Annotated in this window: 16 protein-coding genes; 14 read left to right on the top strand and 2 right to left on the bottom strand. The window is 64.3% G+C overall.

Features of this window, described 5'->3' with window-relative positions:
• Positions 1–98: 98 nt before the first annotated feature.
• The gene (locus tag C1A15_RS15205; RefSeq protein WP_101723348.1) at positions 99–983 is read right to left on the bottom strand and encodes a LysR family transcriptional regulator; all 885 of its coding nucleotides are present in this window, start codon (positions 981–983) and stop codon (positions 99–101) included.
• A 250-nt stretch (positions 984–1233) separates the two neighbouring features.
• Between C1A15_RS15205 and C1A15_RS15200 the strand changes: the two genes are divergently transcribed.
• From C1A15_RS15200 to C1A15_RS15160, 10 genes are all read left to right on the top strand, one after another.
• Positions 1234–2277, top strand: coding sequence for a DMT family transporter (locus C1A15_RS15200; RefSeq protein ID WP_101723347.1), 1044 nt, complete (start codon positions 1234–1236; stop codon positions 2275–2277).
• Positions 2278–2524: 247 nt separating this feature from the next.
• Positions 2525–2722 (top strand): hypothetical protein, encoded by a 198-nt coding sequence (locus C1A15_RS15195; RefSeq protein WP_101723346.1) that lies wholly within the window; start codon positions 2525–2527, stop codon positions 2720–2722.
• 200 nt (positions 2723–2922) lie between these two features.
• Positions 2923–3300 (top strand): phasin family protein, encoded by a 378-nt coding sequence (locus C1A15_RS15190; RefSeq protein WP_101723345.1) that lies wholly within the window; start codon positions 2923–2925, stop codon positions 3298–3300.
• 24 nt (positions 3301–3324) lie between these two features.
• Positions 3325–4980, top strand: coding sequence for an ABC1 kinase family protein (locus tag C1A15_RS15185; RefSeq protein ID WP_101723344.1), 1656 nt, complete (start codon positions 3325–3327; stop codon positions 4978–4980).
• 146 nt (positions 4981–5126) lie between these two features.
• Positions 5127–6281, top strand: coding sequence for a helix-turn-helix domain-containing protein (locus C1A15_RS15180; protein WP_101723343.1), 1155 nt, complete (start codon positions 5127–5129; stop codon positions 6279–6281).
• Positions 6282–6534: 253 nt separating this feature from the next.
• Positions 6535–9726 (top strand): InlB B-repeat-containing protein, encoded by a 3192-nt coding sequence (locus C1A15_RS15175; RefSeq protein ID WP_180953119.1) that lies wholly within the window; start codon positions 6535–6537, stop codon positions 9724–9726.
• Positions 9723–10253 (top strand): hypothetical protein, encoded by a 531-nt coding sequence (locus tag C1A15_RS15170; RefSeq protein WP_101723341.1) that lies wholly within the window; start codon positions 9723–9725, stop codon positions 10251–10253. The genes C1A15_RS15175 and C1A15_RS15170 overlap by 4 nt, the downstream gene beginning before the upstream one ends.
• A 119-nt stretch (positions 10254–10372) precedes the next feature.
• On the top strand, positions 10373–10972 hold the full coding sequence (locus C1A15_RS15165) for a hypothetical protein (protein ID WP_146001873.1): 600 nt from the start codon (positions 10373–10375) through the stop codon (positions 10970–10972).
• Positions 10973–11126: 154 nt separating this feature from the next.
• A complete protein-coding gene (locus C1A15_RS17445) occupies positions 11127–11420 on the top strand; it encodes a winged helix-turn-helix transcriptional regulator (RefSeq protein ID WP_146001872.1) in 294 nt (97 codons plus the stop codon).
• Positions 11417–11848: a winged helix-turn-helix domain-containing protein gene (locus C1A15_RS15160; RefSeq protein WP_219618200.1), complete on the top strand. Its 432-nt coding sequence runs from the start codon at positions 11417–11419 to the stop codon at positions 11846–11848. Before C1A15_RS17445 ends, C1A15_RS15160 begins: the two co-directional genes overlap by 4 nt.
• Before the next feature lie 97 nt (positions 11849–11945).
• Here the strand turns inward: C1A15_RS15160 and C1A15_RS15155 are convergent, their stop codons facing one another.
• Positions 11946–13478, bottom strand: a complete 1533-nt coding sequence (locus C1A15_RS15155; protein WP_101723338.1) for a DEAD/DEAH box helicase — start codon at positions 13476–13478, stop codon at positions 11946–11948.
• A 520-nt stretch (positions 13479–13998) separates the two neighbouring features.
• Between C1A15_RS15155 and C1A15_RS15150 the strand changes: the two genes are divergently transcribed.
• From C1A15_RS15150 to C1A15_RS15135, 4 genes are read left to right on the top strand one after another with little or no spacing between them, the layout of a single operon-like run.
• Positions 13999–15216, top strand: coding sequence for an LCP family protein (locus C1A15_RS15150; RefSeq protein ID WP_101723337.1), 1218 nt, complete (start codon positions 13999–14001; stop codon positions 15214–15216).
• A gap of 36 nt (positions 15217–15252) precedes the next feature.
• The gene (locus tag C1A15_RS15145) at positions 15253–15909 is read left to right on the top strand and encodes a YveK family protein (protein ID WP_101723336.1); all 657 of its coding nucleotides are present in this window, start codon (positions 15253–15255) and stop codon (positions 15907–15909) included.
• A gap of 13 nt (positions 15910–15922) precedes the next feature.
• Complete coding sequence (locus C1A15_RS15140; RefSeq protein ID WP_101723335.1) at positions 15923–16765, top strand: CpsD/CapB family tyrosine-protein kinase; 843 nt, start codon at positions 15923–15925, stop codon at positions 16763–16765.
• Entirely contained in the window at positions 16762–17415 is a 654-nt protein-coding gene (locus C1A15_RS15135) for a CpsB/CapC family capsule biosynthesis tyrosine phosphatase (RefSeq protein WP_101723334.1), read from the top strand. The genes C1A15_RS15140 and C1A15_RS15135 overlap by 4 nt, the downstream gene beginning before the upstream one ends.
• Positions 17416–17573 lie beyond the last annotated feature (158 nt).

Genomic DNA, 17573 nt, shown 5'->3' with positions numbered 1-17573 from the left:
GGAGATGGGAGTGAGACAGAGGGACGGGGTAATTGTCTCATTTTGCCCGCAAAATGAGACAATTACCCCGTCCCTCTGTCTCACTCCCCGTCCCTCCCTCAGCGGGCGTACGCGTCGGCGATCCAGTCCTGCGTCACGTCGAGGAACGCGCGCGTTGCTGTCGAGGCCGTTTCCAGCGAGCGCAGCGCGATGGCGATCTCGCGGCTCGTCTCCACTTCGGGCTGCTTGACGGCCAGAGGGAACGGCGCGTCGCGCAGGATGAGGTCCGCCAGCACGCTGAACCCGAGGCCCGCGCTCACCATGCTCATCACCGCGTAGTCGCTGTCGATGGTGAAGCGTACGTTGGGCTCTACGTCGTTCGCGCGGAACAGCGTCTCCATCTCCGACGACGTCCCGCTCTTCAGGCGGATATACGGTTCCTCCGCCAACGCCTCGCGCGGCACGAACGGCGCGTCGGCCAGAGGATGGTCGGGCGGCAGCACCACGAGCAGCGGATCCTTGCGCAAAGGCACGGCGTGCAGGTCGTGCTTGATGGGGTAAACGAAGAACCCGCAGTCGGCATCGCCGCGCCACACGGCCTCCTCCAGCTCGTCCTCGTCGTCGACGCAGATCAGCTGCAAGTCGATGCCGGGATGCTGCGCGAGGAAGCGCTTTGCGATGCCGGGGAACCACTGGATGGCCGTGCTCGTGAACGCCGCCACGCGCACGATGCCGCTCTCGAGATGCTTGAGCTCGGCGAGGCGCATCTCCAGCTGCCGCTCGCTGTTGCACACGTTCTGCACCCAGGGCAGCAAATCGGCGCCCTCCGCGGTGAGATGCGCGCCGCCGTAATCGCGCACGAACAGCGGCACGTCCAGCTCGCGCTCGAGCGTGCTCACGAGGTAGCTGATGCCGGCCTGCGTGTACCCCAGGTCGTGGGCGGCCTGCTTGAAGCTGCCCGTCTCGGCCACCTTGAGAAACGCGTCGTATTTCTGGTTGCTCATGCGCTTGCCCCTCACCGCTCACTGGATCTCCATAAACCGCATTGGTAACCTCAACTATACGAAGCACGACGTGGATAAACAAGGATTCCTTGAAATCTTAAAAAGAAAATCTCATTTTACTTTTACCAGGCGAAACCATACCATATCCCAGCAACCCAAGAACATCGTTCAAGAAGCTCCGCGAGGGCGGGGCTTGGAAGTCTTGCGCTGCCCTGCGCCGTGCAAGCCGCGAACCGGAAGGAGGCACCCCATGGAAACCCGTAGCAAGCGTTGGCCCTATGTCGCGTGCGTCGTGCTGCAAACCGTTATCTTCGGCTCGGGCAACGCCATTACGAAGATGGCGTACGAGAGCATCACGCCCATGTGGTGCCTCGCCATCCGATTCGGCCTGGCCACGCTCGTGTTCGCGGTCTTCTTCGGCCCGCGCATCGCCCGCCAGCTGCGCGACGCGCGCGTCGGCGCCTGGCTGCCCGCGGCGCTGTGCATGGCGCTCGCGTACCTCACCTGCAACGTGGCGCTCGATCTCACCACGGCCACCAACGTGGGCTTCCTCGTGGCGCTACCCGTGGTGTTCGCGCCGCTGCTCTCGAGCGTGGTGAACCGTTGCCGCTACCCGCTCGCCTTCCTGCCGTTCCAGGCGGCGGTCGTCGTCGGGCTCTACCTCTTGTGCAGCAACGGGGGAGCGCCCTCGTTCGGCCTGGGCGAGATCCTCGCGCTGCTGTCCTCCGTGGCGCTTGCCGGCGCGCTCGTGTTCGGCGAGCGCGGCCTCGAGCAGCTCGACGCCGTCACCGTGGCCGGCACGCAGATCGCCGCGTCGTTCGTGGTGGCCCTCGCGTGTGCGCTGGCCTTCGAACCGCCTGTGGACGTGCTGGCCGTGCAGCCCGTGGCGTGGGCCACCATCGCCTTCCTCGCGCTGCTCAGCACGTGCCTCACCTTCATGCTGCAGAACGTGTCGCTGACGAAGCTGCCGTCCTCCACCGTGTCGCTGCTGCTCACGGGCGAGCCGGTGTTCACTGCGGCGTTCTCGTTCGTGCTGTTGGGTGAAACGCTGTCCGCGGCGGGCCTCGCCGGCGCCGCGCTCATCGTGGCCAGCGTCGTGGCCGCCACGTGGGTGGAAGGCCGTCAGGCCGCGCCCGCTGCATCGCCGGCGCTGCAGGCCGAGCAGCGCTTCGCGCTCGAAGAAGGGTGGTTCGAAGGTGCGGAGTTCGGCGCTCCCGCTCCCCTTGCCGGGGTGGAGCTGCCCCACCTCGTGCCTCCCGAACGCCGCTCCTTCGCGTCGGAGCGCGCTGCGTAGCGCGCCTCTCGTCTTCGGCCGTCCTCGCGGCCACCGCGTTTCGCGTTTCGAGCGGCGAGCGGCCCGTTTCCGCTCGCCGCTTCGTTTCTGCCGCCCATGTGCGGAAGGGCGGCCGAAACGTCCTTTCGTCTGGTCACGTTGGGCCGATTGTTGGTTGCTCGCCGAATATCGCGCATCCTTTCTCTATAGTACAAGGGTATCAACGCCTTGACAGCTTGTCGCTATACGGGAGGAGCGTGCTTGTCTGATGGCATCGAAGCCCTTGTCCAATGACGAAGCGAAGGATCTGATGAAGCAGCTCGGCATGGCCGAGGCATCTGCGCGCGAGGAGGAGCGTGCTCCGAAGAAGGCGGGCTCGTCGAGCGATGCGAGCGTGGCCGAGCTGCTGAGCGAGCTCTACCGCTCGGACATCGGCCGCAGACCGCCGCATCTGACGCGCGGCTGACGGCCCGAGGATCCCGACCGACGACCGTCGCCCCGCGAGGGGGGCGACGGGGCAGGCGGAAAGCGGAGAAGCGGCAACCTTCCCTTGACGGCTCCGCACTCGTCCGTTGCGAGCATTGCCCTTTTCGCCGATTTGGTGCATCATGGATAGCAGAGGCCGTCCGCGATGCGGACGGCGAATCGCAAGCATAGGAGGCTCTTATGGCTAACCTCAGCGACGGATTCAAAGACATCTTCCTGGCCGGCATCGGCGCGATGGCCATCACCGGCGAAAAGACCAAGGATTTGGTTGACCAGCTCATCTCCAAGGGCGAGCTCACGGTGGACCAGGGCAAGCAGATCAACACCGAATTGAAGCACAAGGCCGAGGACGTGGCAGCATCGGTGCGCTACGACGTCCTGGAGGCGCGCATGGCCGCCATGACGCCCGAGGAGCGGGCGGCGTTCGCCGCCAAGGCTGCCGAGATCGCCGAGAAGGCGAACGCGAAGCCGGCTCCCGAGGCCGAGGTGGGCGACGCGTCCGCCGTGGCCGTGGACGACGAGGCGGCTGGGGCCGAGCCGCAGACGCCGGGCGCCTAGCGCGCGGCTGCAGGCTGCCCGCCCATGCCTGAGAACACGCTGCTGCGCTACTTCTTCAGTTCCGGTTCGGAGGTCGATCCCGAGGATCGGTTCCATCTGAACCGGAAGACGCGTACGCGGCGCCTCAAGGAGATATCCGATATCCTGCGGAAGCACCACTTCCTCAAGGGCTTCTCGCCCGAGGAGTTCCGCGCCATGCTGGAGGATTTGGGCCCCAGCTTCGTGAAGATCGGCCAAACGCTGTCCACGCGTTCGGAGATCCTGCCGAAAGCGTACTGCGACGAGCTGGCGAAGCTGCAGATGGAGTGCGACCCGCTGCCGTTCGACGCCATCCTCGCGGCCCTCGACGACATCTACGGCGACGCGCAGGGCGACGTGTTCGACGCCATCGACCCCACGCCGCTCGGCAGCGCGTCGCTGGCGCAGGTGCACAAGGCGCGCCTCGTCAGCGGCGAGACCGTGGCCGTGAAGATCCAGCGTCCCGGCGTGAAGGCCACCATGGCTCAGGATATCGACATCATGCGCATGGTGGCGCGCCATGCCGCGCGCTTCATGAAGGACGAGCAGATGCTCGACCTGCGCGACGTGGTGGAAGAGCTGTGGGCGACGTTCTTGGAGGAGACGGATTTCCAACGCGAGGCCGCCAACCTCGAGGAGTTCGCGCGCCTCAACGCCGACGTCGCCTTCATCGACTGCCCGAAGGTGTACACCGAGCTGTGCGGCGAGTACGTGCTGGTGATGGAGTACATCGACGGCATCCCCATCCTCGCGGTCGATCGCCTGCGCGCGTCCGGCTACGACCTGGAGGAGATCGGCGAGAAGATCCTCGACAACTACGCTTCGCAGATTCTCGACCACGGCTTCTTCCACGCCGATCCGCATCCGGGCAACCTGCTCATCCGCAACGGCAAGATCGTCTACATCGACCTCGGCATCATGGGCCGCCTCTCGCCGCGCGACCGCGCCGGGTTCGGCAACATCATCGAGGCGGTGGGCATGGAAAGCTCGTCGGAGCTCAAGGATGCGCTCATGTCCTTCGCCATCGCGAAGGACAACTCGGCCATCGACCACACGCGCTTCCTGGCCGACCTCGACCTGCTGCTCAGCGACTACGGCTCGTGCGACGTGGCCGACATCGACATCGGCTCGTTTCTCAACGACATCCTCATGCTCACACGCTCGTGCAAGGTGACGCTGCCGTCGTCCATCACGAGCGTGTCGCGCGGCATCGTCACGCTCGAGGGCACCATCGCTCCGTTCATTCCGAACCAGAACGTCGTGTCCATCATCAACGCCCATATCCAGCGGTCGAAGAACAAGGGCGACGAGCTCGTGCAGGCCATGCAGGACCTCGCGCTGGCGCTGCGCTCGTCGTCGCGCGGAGCGCTCGATGCGGCGCAGTACTCTGGCGAGACGCTCAAGATGCTCACGCGCGGCCAGCTCAAGATGAACATGGAGGTGCTCGGCAGCGAGGCGCCGCTGTCGAAGCTGGCCAAGATCATCAACCGCCTGACCATCGGCATCATCATCGCGGGTCTGTTCATCGGCTCGAGCATGCTGTCGCTGTCGTCCATGGAACCGCGCCTGCTGGGCGTGCCGGTGCTCGCGTTCTTCGGCTACCTCGGCGCCGCGGTGCTGTCGGTATGGGTGGTCTTCGACATCAGCAAGCGCAAACTGTAGCTCTGAAACGCTGCGATTTCCCCAGTTCAGACGTTCCGCAACCAATAATTGCGGAAAATTCCAACTGAAATAGGTCGCGCTCGTTTCCTCGCAACCGTAGTCTTCTGGGTACGCTACTATGGATGAAACGAGAAAGGCAGCACACCATGAACGTAGAGATCGCGCAACGCCTGGCCGACCGCCGCAAGCAGGCGGGGCTTTCGCAGGAAGCGCTCGCCGAGCGGCTGGGCGTATCGCGACAGGCCGTGTCGAAGTGGGAGCGCTCCGAGTCCTCTCCCGACACCGACAACCTCATCGCGTTGGCGCAGCTGTACGGTTTGTCGCTGGACGACCTGCTGTACGTCGACGACGAGATCCGCGACGACGTCACGTTCGAAGCGGCCGATCGCGCTGCCAAGCGCGAAGCCGAGCAGGCTGCCCCGGCGGCATCCTCCGTGGCGGACCCGCCGCCCGCGCCCGCCGATGCGGCCGCTGGGTCGGCGGCGGGGGAGGCGCCCTGCGGTCCCGGCGTCTCGTCGTCGGACAAGAAGGGAAAAGTGCACATCGGCCCCGGCGGCATCCACGTGGTGGACGGCGACGAGTACGTGCACGTGTCGTGGCGCGACGGCGTGCACGTGAGGGACGGCAAGAAGGGCGAGGAAGTGCACGTGGGCTGGGACGGCGTGCACGTGAAGAGCCCCGGCAGCGGTGCGGGCGACGACGAGGTGCTCGCCGACGGCTCCAAGGTGGTCATCAACGGCGAGCAGTTCGACAGCTGGCAGGATGCCCACGCGAAGTACCATCACGGATGGGATGAGGACGAGCGTTGGTACGAGCCCTGCGCTTACAGCGTCCAGGGCGAGCGCTTCGACAATCTCGACGATGCCCGCGCCAAGTACGGCGACGAGGTGGGGAAGTCCATCCCCGTGCGCAAGCACTACCTGCGCGACTTCGAGAAGTCCTGGGTGAAGTTTCCGTACCCGCTCGTTGCGATCGTCGTCTACCTGCTGCTGGGCATCCTCAACGGCGCCTGGGCGATGGGGCTGTTCCTGTTCCTCACCATCCCGCTCTATTATATGGTAGGGCACGCCATCGGCCGCAAGCGCATCGTGCCGCTGATCTCGGGCGCGTACCCCATCGTCGTGGTGGCCTGGTTCTGCTGGATGGCGTTCGTGATGAACGAGCCTCATCCCGCCTGGGTGGCGTTCCTCACCATCCCCGTGGTGGAGTGGCTCGTCCACAGCCTGTCCCACTGGTGGCGCGACCGCAAGCGCCGCAAGGCGGCCGCCAAAGACGCCCCCATCGACGTCGACGCGCACTAGGAAATGTCCCGAATGGGTGTCCCGAATGGGGACCGTCCCCATTCGGGACATGTTTGGCAGACCCAACCGCATTCAAACCGAATCTAAATATAATCGAAATCGGAATCGAATACTCGTCTCTCATACTTGTTCGCATGCATAAGAAAACCGAGGGGGCTCGGTATCGGGCAAGACGAGAAAGCGATGACGTATGCGGTGGGGCGGTATTCGATGGGGTTCCGGCAGGTTCCTGCTTGCGGCTGCGTTGGCATGCATGCTTGCCGCCGGAGCGTTGCTGGACGGTCTCGCGCCCGCCCTCGCGAGCGAATCGGAGGACGCGGTTTCGCTCGATGCCGCCGATGTCTTCCAAGAACCGGAGGGCGCCGAACCTGCCGGACCTGCGGACCCGGAAGGAGAGCCCGCCGTTCCCGCCGAGTCGGTCGAGTCGGTCGAGAAGGCCGAACAGGAAAAAGAGCCTGTCGGTGCCGACGACGAAGCGACCGGCGGCGAGTCGGAAGCCGACCTCGCGGAGGCCGGCCCCGAGGAGGCCGACGAAGGGGCCATCGCTGAGCAGGCTGAGGAACGCTCGACCGTAAACGAAGCGGAGCCTTTTGAGACGCCGGAGGTCGAGCCGCGTGCGGTGGGCAACACGTTCAACTTCGGCAAGCGCAAGTACAAGGTGACCAGGGAGGCTCCTTCGACCAGCGTCATGGGCGGCGTGCAGCTGGGCGACGGAACGAACGTGTGCGGCACGGGCGATGCGGTTGCCGGCAACGTCGTCATCCCTCGATCGGTCAATCGCAGCTTCAACGGGGCCGCCGGTCAGGGCATCTACAACTACTTCGTCGAAAGCGTCGGGCCGAAAGCGTTTCGCGACTGCACCGGGCTGTCCTCGATTGGGTTCGGCAACGCAAAGGGCAGCGAGATCGTCTCCATCGGGGCGGAAGCGTTCGCCGGCTGCACGGGCCTCACGTCGATCGTCATCCCCGAGGGCGTGACCACCATCGGCATGGGAGCCTTCAAGGGCTGCACGAACCTCGAATCGGTCACGCTTCCATCGACCCTTACCTTGATCGAAGAGGAAGCGTTCAAAGATTGCGCCAGCCTTTCGTCGATCGTCATCCCGGAGGGCGTAGACGAGATAGGGCTCGGTGCGTTCGCAGGCTGCACGAACCTTGCTTCCGTCGGTCTCCCCTCGTCGCTGCAAGCGCTTGGTTCCAGCGCTTTCGAGGGTTGCAAGAGCTTGACGAAGGTGGCCGTTCCCGACAATTTGAACCGCTTGAACGACCGCACGTTCTTCGACTGTTTCAGCCTGCGCACCGTCGAGATATCGCCGACGTCGAGCTTGCGCGGGATCGGTTCGGACGCGTTTCACCTCACGCTCGTGACCTCCATCTTCATACCGAAATCCGTGAGGACCGTCGACGAGGCCTTCGCCAACGATGCCCAGCAGATGACGGCGATCAACGTCGATCCCGACAACAGCGAGTACCGCTCGATCGACGGCGTGCTGTTCAGGAAGAACATGACGGAGCTCGTTCGCTACCCTCAAGCCAAGGGCACCACCGCGCGCATCGACGATGCGAGGACCTTCACGCTCGGCCGGTACGCGTTCTTCAACTGCCTTAACGTGAACCGGATCGTGTCGTACGCATACGTTGAGAACATCGATTTTACTTCCGGCGCGTCGTCTTCCCAGCTTGTAAACGATTGTTTTTACGGCATGAACAAGGCCGCGGTACGCGTGGACTTGTGCGGCGGCACGGTTAACGGGGCGGACTATACTACGCGCTCGAGCGTGTGGAAGGGGTGGGGTTTCAACGCGTACCTCATGACGCAAACGGTGAAGTTCAACACGCAAGGCGGATCCGCGGTCGCCGACCAGAAGCTCGGCATTTACGACAAGGTGACAAAGCCGACCGACCCGATCCGCAAAGGCTACGTATTCAAAGGCTGGTATAAGGAGCCGGCCGGCACGACCGCGTGGAATTTCGACAACGACACGGTAGGTGCCTACGACCTGACGCTCTACGCGAAGTGGGAGCGCGCCACCTATACGGCGTCGTTCGACTCCCGGGGCGGCTCGGCGGTCTCCTCGCAGCGGGTCCCCTACGAGGGCCTCGTCTCCGAGCCTGCCGCCCCGACGCGGGAGGGCTACGCGTTCGGCGGCTGGTACAAGGACGCCGCGTGCTCCGAGGGCCAGGGCCCGTGGGACTTCGCCACCTGGCAGATGACGGCATACGACCTGACGCTCTACGCCAAGTGGACGCCCATCAAGTACAAGGTGACCTACTGGCTTGACGGCGGCACGGGCACGCGGCCCTGGGATCAGACGGTTTCCTACGAACAGGAGTTCGAGCTGCGCTGGCCCATAAGCGAGGGCCAGTGGAGCGTATCGCGCAAGGGCTACACGTTCGGCGGCTGGCGTACCGTGCGCAACGCCGACGCATCGCCCAGCAACCCTGGGAAGTCGTATGCCGCGGGCCAGAAGGTGAAGAGCCTCTCGTCCGTCGACGGTTCCGAAGTGCAGCTGTTCCCAATCTGGAAGCCGAACCCCTACACCGTCGGATTCAGCGGCAACGGCGCGACAGCGGGCGTCGCGCCGGCGAACTTCTCCGCAGTCTACGACGGGGACGTGCCGATGCCCGTCAACCCCTTCACGCGCAAGGGACACACGTTCAAGGGCTGGAACACGAAGATGGACGGCACAGGCACCACCTACGAGGCCGGCAAGACGGCGAGCAGGCCGAACCTCGCGGGGACTGATCTCAACTGGGCTATGCTCTACGCGAAGTGGGAGCGCGCCACCTATACGGCGTCGTTCGACTCCCGGGGCGGCTCGGCGGTCTCCTCGCAGCGGGTCCCCTACGAGGGCCTCGTCTCCGAGCCTGCCGCCCCGACGCGGGAGGGCTACGCGTTCGGCGGCTGGTACAAGGACGCCGCGTGCTCCGAGGGCCAGGGCCCGTGGGACTTCGCCACCTGGCAGATGACGGCATACGACCTGACGCTCTACGCCAAGTGGACGCCCATCGTGTCCGTCGAGGCGCCGCTGACCGCCGCGATAAAGCTCAAGGCCGACGGGACCGCCGAGGACGTCGAAGCGTCGTTCACCTCGAAGTCGAAGGTGCCCGTCGGGATCGTCTCCGCAGATTGCGCGTCCGTTGTCGGAGAAGCAGGGACGGCGGCCCTGTTTCCCGATCCGTCCCAATGGGGCGACATCGACGTGACGCTTGCTGCGGATACGGTTGCGGCCCGCGCGGCGATTCCGCTGGACGGGCCGCCGCTAAAGCTGAACGGGTTCGTGATCCCGGCCGCCTCTGCAAGCGCCGACGGCCGGCTCGTAGTCAGGTTCGGCTTGTCGCTTGAAGAGGGCATCGTCGTTGCAGCTTACCTTCCCGAGATGCCGAACACTCCGGTCGCACGTGTTGAATTCACCTATGGAATCGCAGATGAGGAGCGGAAATGACCGAAGAGGAAACAACGCCGCGGCGCGCGCATCGCGTCCGGCGCATCGTGATCGTCTTGGTGCTGATCATGGTGCTGCTTTGGTGCGTCGCGGCGCTTCTGCGCTGCACGTCGAACGATGTTCCCGATTTTTTCGACGCCAACGCGAAGATCGGGCAGGCTCCGTACAAAACCGAAGACGAGATACAGGCCGAGCTTGACCGCATCATCGAGGAGGGCATGTTCAACATCTCCATCGCCTCGGTCATCGAGTTCGCGGACGGCGCTTCGACGGGCAAAGCCTACATCGAGAACGTCCCGGCCAACCGGTATGCGATGCGGGTGAAGCTGACGCTCGATGACGGGGGTGAGGCCGTGTACGAGTCGGGAGGCATCGCTCCGGGGAGCTACATCGAGGAGATCGCGCTTGCCCGCGACCTCGAACCGGGCGAGTACGCGGCAACGGCCACGTTCACGGCGTTCGATATGGACACCCATGAAGAAGCGGGTGTGGCGGCGGCGCGCGTCACGCTGCTGGTAAGGGGGTGATTGGGCTCGTGGACGGCATGGAGTGCGCGTCGGCGACGTTGCGGTGCCCGGGAGGGTAGCCGTCGCTTCGGCATGGAACGAATTTTTGCATCAGGCAATCAGAGATAGGAGCACGCATCATGAGGAAAACCACTGTCACGCTCGCCTTGGCGGCGGCGCTCGCCGTTGCAGCGGCGCAGCCCGCGTTTGCCGAAAACGCCCCTTCGGCCAGCGATGCGGGGGACTTCGAGAAGAACAACGCCACCACGGAGGTGTCCGCCATTCCCGATGCCAGCCAGCTGGCGGCGACGGTCCCGCTCAAGGTGGGCATCGTCGCCCCTATGGTGGGGGGCGCGTTCGAGGCACCTTCCAAGGAGTCGTACAAGATCGAGAACAAGTCGGTCTTCGATATCTACGTGACCGATGTCGAGGCGAAAGCCAAAGCGAACTGGGGTCTCGTTGGAAGCGACCCAAGCGCGAACGGCCCGTCTTCGGCCTCCCACGGCGAGGTGCAGGCGTTGCTCAACGGTCTGGACTTGTCCAAAGGCAAGCAGTCCATCCCTTCTGCGCAGGCGGCCGATTGGAAGGTCCCGGCGAAAGCGGACGGCGTTAACGGATCGCTGGGGTTGGCGTTGACCGGCAAGAACTCGCAGCTCAAAGACGTAACGTCGGACAGCGCCGAAGCCGTCATGGACATCGTGTTCACCATCGGGCCCGCTATTCCGGAGAAATCAGCGTAGCGGGCAGGAGCTGGAATCGCAGAGAAGAACGAGGATCGCGCCCTGTACGCACGCGCATGTGCGGTCTAGCCGGCGCGATCTTCGCGGCCTTCGCGCTGCGGCTGCGGTTGCGGTTCGCTCGTGAGGACGTCGAGACGGAAGGAAGGTGATTGGCATGGGCCGTTCGTGCAGATGCGACGCCGAGGCGACGCGACATCGGGTGCTAGGCTATCTGGAGGCGCGCTCCTTCGACGATACGCTCGCATGCCCTCTTTCGAGGAGGACGCTCGCCCAAGATCTGGGATTATCCAAGGGGCGGGTTCGCTATGCGTGCCGTACGCTCGAAGCCGAGGGATTGATCATCTGCCGCCGGCTGTTCGACGATGCTGGTGGGCAGCTGGGCAACGGGTACGATCTAACGGCATCTGGCAGGCGGCTGCTCGTATCGATGCGGAGGAATTCTCCATGAGGGCGTACGTCATAGCGATCGAACGCGAGGAATACCTGACGATGCCCTTGAGCGAGCTGATCGACGCTCTCGATCGCGCGAACTCGGCATCTGGCAGAACGGTCGGATCGAACGCTTCGCTCGCCTCCGCGCCTGCGAACGTTTTGTCATGGGGGCTGATGAAGCTCGACCCTGTCGGTCGGCATGCTTTCGTGGGGGAAGACGAAGTTCCCCTCACCAGGCTCGAGTTCGACATCCTGCATCTGCTCATGGCCAATCGGGGGCGCACCTTCACGCGCCGCGAACTGCTCGACTGCGTATGCGGATACGAGTACGAGGGCTACGATAGGGCGGTCGACGGGCACGTCATGAATCTCCGTCGGAAGATGGGATTCGAGTGCATCGAGACGGTACGGGGCGTAGGCTATCGGTTCACGGCGAGCGGCTAGGCGGCGCGGCTGTTGTTGCGGCGGTGCCTAGCATCGCATAAAAAACCGCGCACCCGATGGGATGCGCGGTAGTGGCGATGGGGGTCGGTTTCGAGAGCTAGTCGTGCTTGTTGGCGAACTTGCTGTAGTTGTAGCCGCCGGCACTCGCCTTCTTCTTGGCGCCTTGCTGCTTCGGGGCGCCCTTGGCGCCCTGGTTCGCCCGCTTCTTCTTCTCGTTCAGCTCGAGGCGGCGCTTCGCGTGGTCCATGTTGGTGCTGCGCGGGCCGTCCTGCTTGCCCTCGGCGCGCTTGGCGCGGCCGGGACGATTGTCGGAGCGGTTCTCGGAGCGATGCTCGAACTCGCGCTTCTCGCCGGTTCGCTTGCCCTCGTGCTTGGCGCCCGCCGGGCGGTCGCGGCGATCGCCGTTGCGTGCGGGACGTCCGGAGCCGGAGCCCTTGGCGCCCTTGTAGCCGCCCTTGCGCGCTCCGCCGCTCTTCTTACCCTTTTCGATGTCGGCCATGTTCAGCTCGTAGGTCTCAAGCTCCATGAAGGCGATGTCCTTGCCGATGAGCTTCTCGATGTCCTTGAGCGTGCGGCTCGATTCGCGGGTGACGAACGAGATAGCGAAGCCCTGCTCGCCCGCGCGGCCCGTGCGGCCGATGCGGTGCACGTAGTCCTCGGGCATGTCCGGCAGGTCGAAGTTGATGACGTGGTCCACGTCGGGGACGTCGATGCCGCGCGCCAGCACATCGGTGGCCACGAGGATGGACGTGCGCCCGCGGCGGAAGTTGTCGAGCGCGCGCTTGCGCTGGCCCTGCGACTTGTCCGAGTGGATGGACTCGGCGCGGTAGCCGGCATCGCACAGCGCCTCCGCGCAATCCTCGGTGCGGTTCTTCGTGCGCGCGAACACGATGACGCGGTCGGAGCCCTTCTCTTCGAGAACGGCCCGCAAAAGCTCGGGCTTCTTGAAGTTCGCGATGGGCATCATGAACTGCTCGACCGTCTTGGCCGTCTCGCCGTTGCGGGCGATCTCAACGATGGCCGGATCGTTCAGCAGCGTGCCGAGGTTCTTCTGGATGGAGTGGTCGATAGTGGCCGAGAACAGCAGCGTCTGGCGATCGTCCGGCGTGGCCTCGACGATGGTGGTGACAGCCGGCAGAAAGCCCATGTCCAACATGCGGTCGGCCTCGTCGAGGACGAGAGCCTCGATGCTGCCGAGGTCGACGACGCCCTTGTTCATGAGGTCGTTCAAGCGGCCGGGCGTGGCGATGAGCACGTCGGTGCCGCGGCGGATCTCGTTGATCTGGGGGCCGTAGGGCGTGCCGCCGAACACGGTGGTCACGTAATGGCCCGTCTTGCGGGTGATCTGCATGCACGTGGTGGAAATTTGCTGAGCCAGCTCGCGCGTGGGGCTGACGACGAGCACGCGCGGGGCGCGCTTGCCCTTCTTGCCGCGCGGCAGCGTGCTCAGGATGGGCAGCAGGAATGCGGCGGTCTTGCCGGTGCCGGTGCTGGCTGCGGCGATGAGGTCGCGGCCTTCCAGGACCAGCGGGATGGCCTGCAGCTGCACGGGGGTGGGGTTCTCGTAGCCCAGGCGCTCGACGGCGGCAAGGGCAGCCTCGGACAGGCCGAGGTCGGCGAAATTCTGCATATAGGTTTTCCGTTTCTCTTCGTACGCGCCCGATGCGCGTTTTTCGGTCGCACCCGCTCCTGCGGCGTGCTTGCGCTTGACTCGAGCCGCTTTCTGATTCGTTAGCGATTGCGCGAAAAGAAACAGGAAAGAATTTCGTGTAAAGCGACTGATTATTCTCCCACTGTGCACTCGAAAAAGGAAGGAAAATGTAAAAAATGATCGGGATTATGTATCAAACTCCATGAAATCGGAAGGATTTGTCGGTGTACTTTTCCGGTTACCGGCTACCGACGAACGATGTGTGGTTCTGGTGACCGCGCGGGCGTTGATCAAGAATTTATGATGGCTTACATCACCTTTGACGTGGGAAAACGAAAAAACTCGGGGGGGGGGGGGCTTCATCGAAGGAGCTTTTTTCTGTTGCTAAACCGCTACCGTGCTATTATCATGAGGTAGGAAAAACGAGTGCTCCGGCTCAAATCGGGGTTGAAGATTTTTGCGACGGACGAGACGGACGATAAGGAAACGTATTCTCCCTATGGGACTCGACGATCACAATAGAAGGGCGGCCTCGGGTCGTCATGGCTCCTCCGCCCCGCGCGGAGGTTCTCGCTCATATGGGCAGCCTCCGGCGGGCGCGTACAACGCGGCACCGCGCGGCGAGCGTCCCCATCCGCAGGGCGGCTACGCGCCGCGGCCGACCGGCCAGCAGCCGTATCCTGGCCAGCAGCCCGCGAACTACGGCTATGCCTCTCAGGCCGACGAGATCATCCGCGTGCGCAAGAAGCGAAAGAAGCACACCAAGCTGAAGCGGGCCGCGCTCATCGCGCTGGCCGTGATCGTTGTGCTCGTGGGCAGCGTCGCCGCGTACGGCGCCTGGTACACGAGCAGCCTCTCCAGCAACATGGCGCTCGACGCGCAGGAGCAGAACGAGCTCAACACCGTGCTCGCGCCTTCCGATTCCCAGATGGAGCCGTTTTACGTGCTGCTCGTGGGGTCGGACAACTGGGAAACCTACGGAGAGCGTTCGGACGCTCTCGTGCTCGTGCGTGTTGATCCGGTGGGCCACGTCATCACTATGGTGTCGGTGCCGCGCGATACGCCGTACGAGTACAACGGCAAGGTCGAAAAGATCAACCAGATGTTCGCCGTGAACGGTGCGGCCGGAGCGGTTACGGCCGTGCAAGACCTCACCGGCGTGAAGATATCCGATTACGTCGAGATCGAGTTCGCGGGCCTTGCCGAGTTCGTCGACTCGATGGGGGGCATCTACGTGGATGTGCCCTATACCGTCGATTACCAGGTGTATACGCAGGATCAGGCTCCCATCCACATCGAGGCCGGCAACCAGCTGCTCAACGGCGAGCAGTGCGTGGCGCTCGCCCGCATGCGCACCGCCTACGGAGACGACCAGGAGGCCATCCGCCAGTCCAACGTGCGCGCCATGGCGGTCGCGCTCATGAAGAACGTCCTGCAGGCGCCGCCGGTCGAGATCCCCGGCCTGGTTCAGAACCTGTCCCAGTGCGTGTCCACGAGCATCGATCTGCAAACGATGATCTCGCTCGCCACCGATTTCGCGCAGGCGGGCAATCCCACCATCTACACGTGCACCGGCCCGTACAAGGGCGACTTCATGGAAGAGTACGACGGGCTGTGGCTGTGCTACGAGGATCCCGAGGGGTGGGCTACGCTGATGCAGGCGGTCGACTCCGGCGAGAACCCCGAAGCTGCCGAGACCACCGTGCAGGGTAAGTAACAGCGTGCGTACGACGCTGAAGAGAAAGACGAACGAATGACACTGCTCGAACTATTCAAATTGCTGCGCAAGCACCTGGCCTTGGTGGTCGTGCTACCCGTCGTGCTCGCGATCGCGACGGCGGGCTTCAGCTGGGGCCTCATGCAGAACCAGTACACGGCCACGGTGTCGGTGTACGTGCTGACCGCGAAGGACGACCCGAACGCCAGCACCTCTGCGTACAACGACCTCACCGCCAGCCAGCTCATGGCGAACGACATCGCCACCCTGGCGAAGTCCGAGACGGTGCAGAAGCGCACGGCGGAATCGCTGGGCATGTCGTCGCTCGACGGGTACAAGATCTCCGTCGAGGCGGGTACTACCACGCGCGTGATCAGCATCTCGGTGACGGCGGGCAAGCCCGATGCGGCTGCCATCGTCGCCAACGAGATCGCCACCGTGCTGTCGACGGTCGCGCAGGACGTCATGGGTGTCGAGAGCGTTAACGTGGTAGACGCGGCCCAGGTGCCCACCGACCCGTCGGGTCCGCCGCGCACCATGTACACGGCGGTCGCGTTCCTCGCGGGCATCTTCCTGGCCGTGGCCATCGTGGTGCTGCTGGACATGCTGAACACGCGGGTGCGCAACCCTGAAGAAGCCGAAGAATTGCTGGGCGTGCCGGTTATCGGCCGTATCCCCACGATCAAGGGTTAGGAGGGAGCAGGCCATGGCTAAGAAAAAGAAGCAGTCGTCGAACCAGCTCGAGGTGCAGAACGCGGCGAAGACGCTGTTCGCGAACATCCGCTTCATGTCGCCCGACAACCCCATCCGCTCCATCGTCATGACAAGCTCGGTGCCGAACGAGGGCAAGTCCACGTGCTCCGTGGAGCTGGCGCGCGCCATCGCGACGTCCGGCAAGACCGTGCTCCTTGTGGAGGCCGACATGCGTCGCCGCACGCTCGCCAGCTTGCTGAACGTGCGTCCTGCGGCGGGCGTGTACGCCGTTCTCACCGATGCGGCGCCGCTCAAGACGGCCGTCACGCCGACGCAGACCCCCAACCTGTTCTTTCTCGACGTCGAGCCGAATATTCCCAACCCGGCCGACATCATCTCGTCCAAGCGCTACCAGAAGCTCGTCGCCACGCTTGAGGACAGCTACGACTACGTGATCTTCGACATGCCGCCGGTCGGCACGTTCGTCGACGCCGCCATCCTGTCCACGTTGGTGGACGGCACGGTGCTCGTGGTGAAGCCCGGCTCGACGAAGCGCACCGAGCTCGTGGATGCCTGCGATCAGCTGAAGAAGGCCGACGCGAACATCCTCGGCATCTGCGCGACGTTCTGCGAGGGCACGGGCTCCGAGTACTACTACGCGTACTACACCAAGGACGGCGGTCGCGTGAAAGACGACGGCGACGTTGCCGCCCTGCAAACCGAGGGTCGCGTGCCGGCTCCCGCGGCGGGTCGTCGCGCGAGTCGCGGAACGCAGGGAAGCGCGGTGCCTGCGGGCGGCCGCGGCGGATTCGCCAAGACGGAGCTTCCGGTTGGAAAGGGCCGTAACGCCCGATGAGAGACCTGCACTGTCATATCCTCCCCGGCGTCGACGACGGCGCGCGCAACCTGGACGAGTCTCTGGCCATGCTGGAGGCCGCGAAGGCTGCGGGCATCACGTCCATCGTGTGCACCCCGCACGTACGCGATCCCTACTTCGATTTCGATGCGATGTGGGACGCCTACGAGCTGCTCGTGGCGCACGCCGACGGGTTTCCGTTGACGATGGGCTTCGAGGTGAACCACGCGAAGCTCATGGAGCTGGGCATGGAATGGGCGGAGCATCTGCACTACGACGGCACGAACGAGTTTTTGCTTGAGCTTTCCACGCGGGCCCGCAAACCCGATTTCGAAGTGTACGAGCGGACCATCTTCGAGTTGCAGGGGAGGGGCTATCAGGTGATCATCGCCCACCCCGAGCGCTATCGCGCCATCCAGGAGGATGTCGAGGTGGCGCGCAACCTGGTCAAGATGGGATGCAAGCTGCAGGCGTCGGCCGACTTCGTGGCCGGCGGGCGTATGGGCGCCGAGCGCAAGCCGGCGAAGCGCCTGTTCGAGGAGAACTTGTACGCGTACATCGCGAGCGACGCGCACCGGGTGGAGCACTACGACTACTTCGCGGAAGCAAAGCGGACGTATCGCACGCGAGGGGCGCACGCGCGCTTGTAAGTTCGGCTCGACGGCTTCCTGCCGTTAGGCCACAGGTCCGGCCTGTGGCCTAACGGCAGGAAACTGCACCGCTGCCGGTTCTGGATATACCAGGGCTATGTGTTAAATAGGCACGGCAGCGTACATATCTTGAGGAAAGCGGGATCGTCGCTGGGTGC

The organism is Eggerthella timonensis (genome assembly GCF_900184265.1).
GTDB lineage: Bacteria > Actinomycetota > Coriobacteriia > Coriobacteriales > Eggerthellaceae > Eggerthella > Eggerthella timonensis.
Note: the sequence above shows the minus strand (reverse complement) of the source record. Positions and strands in the feature narration are given on the sequence as shown.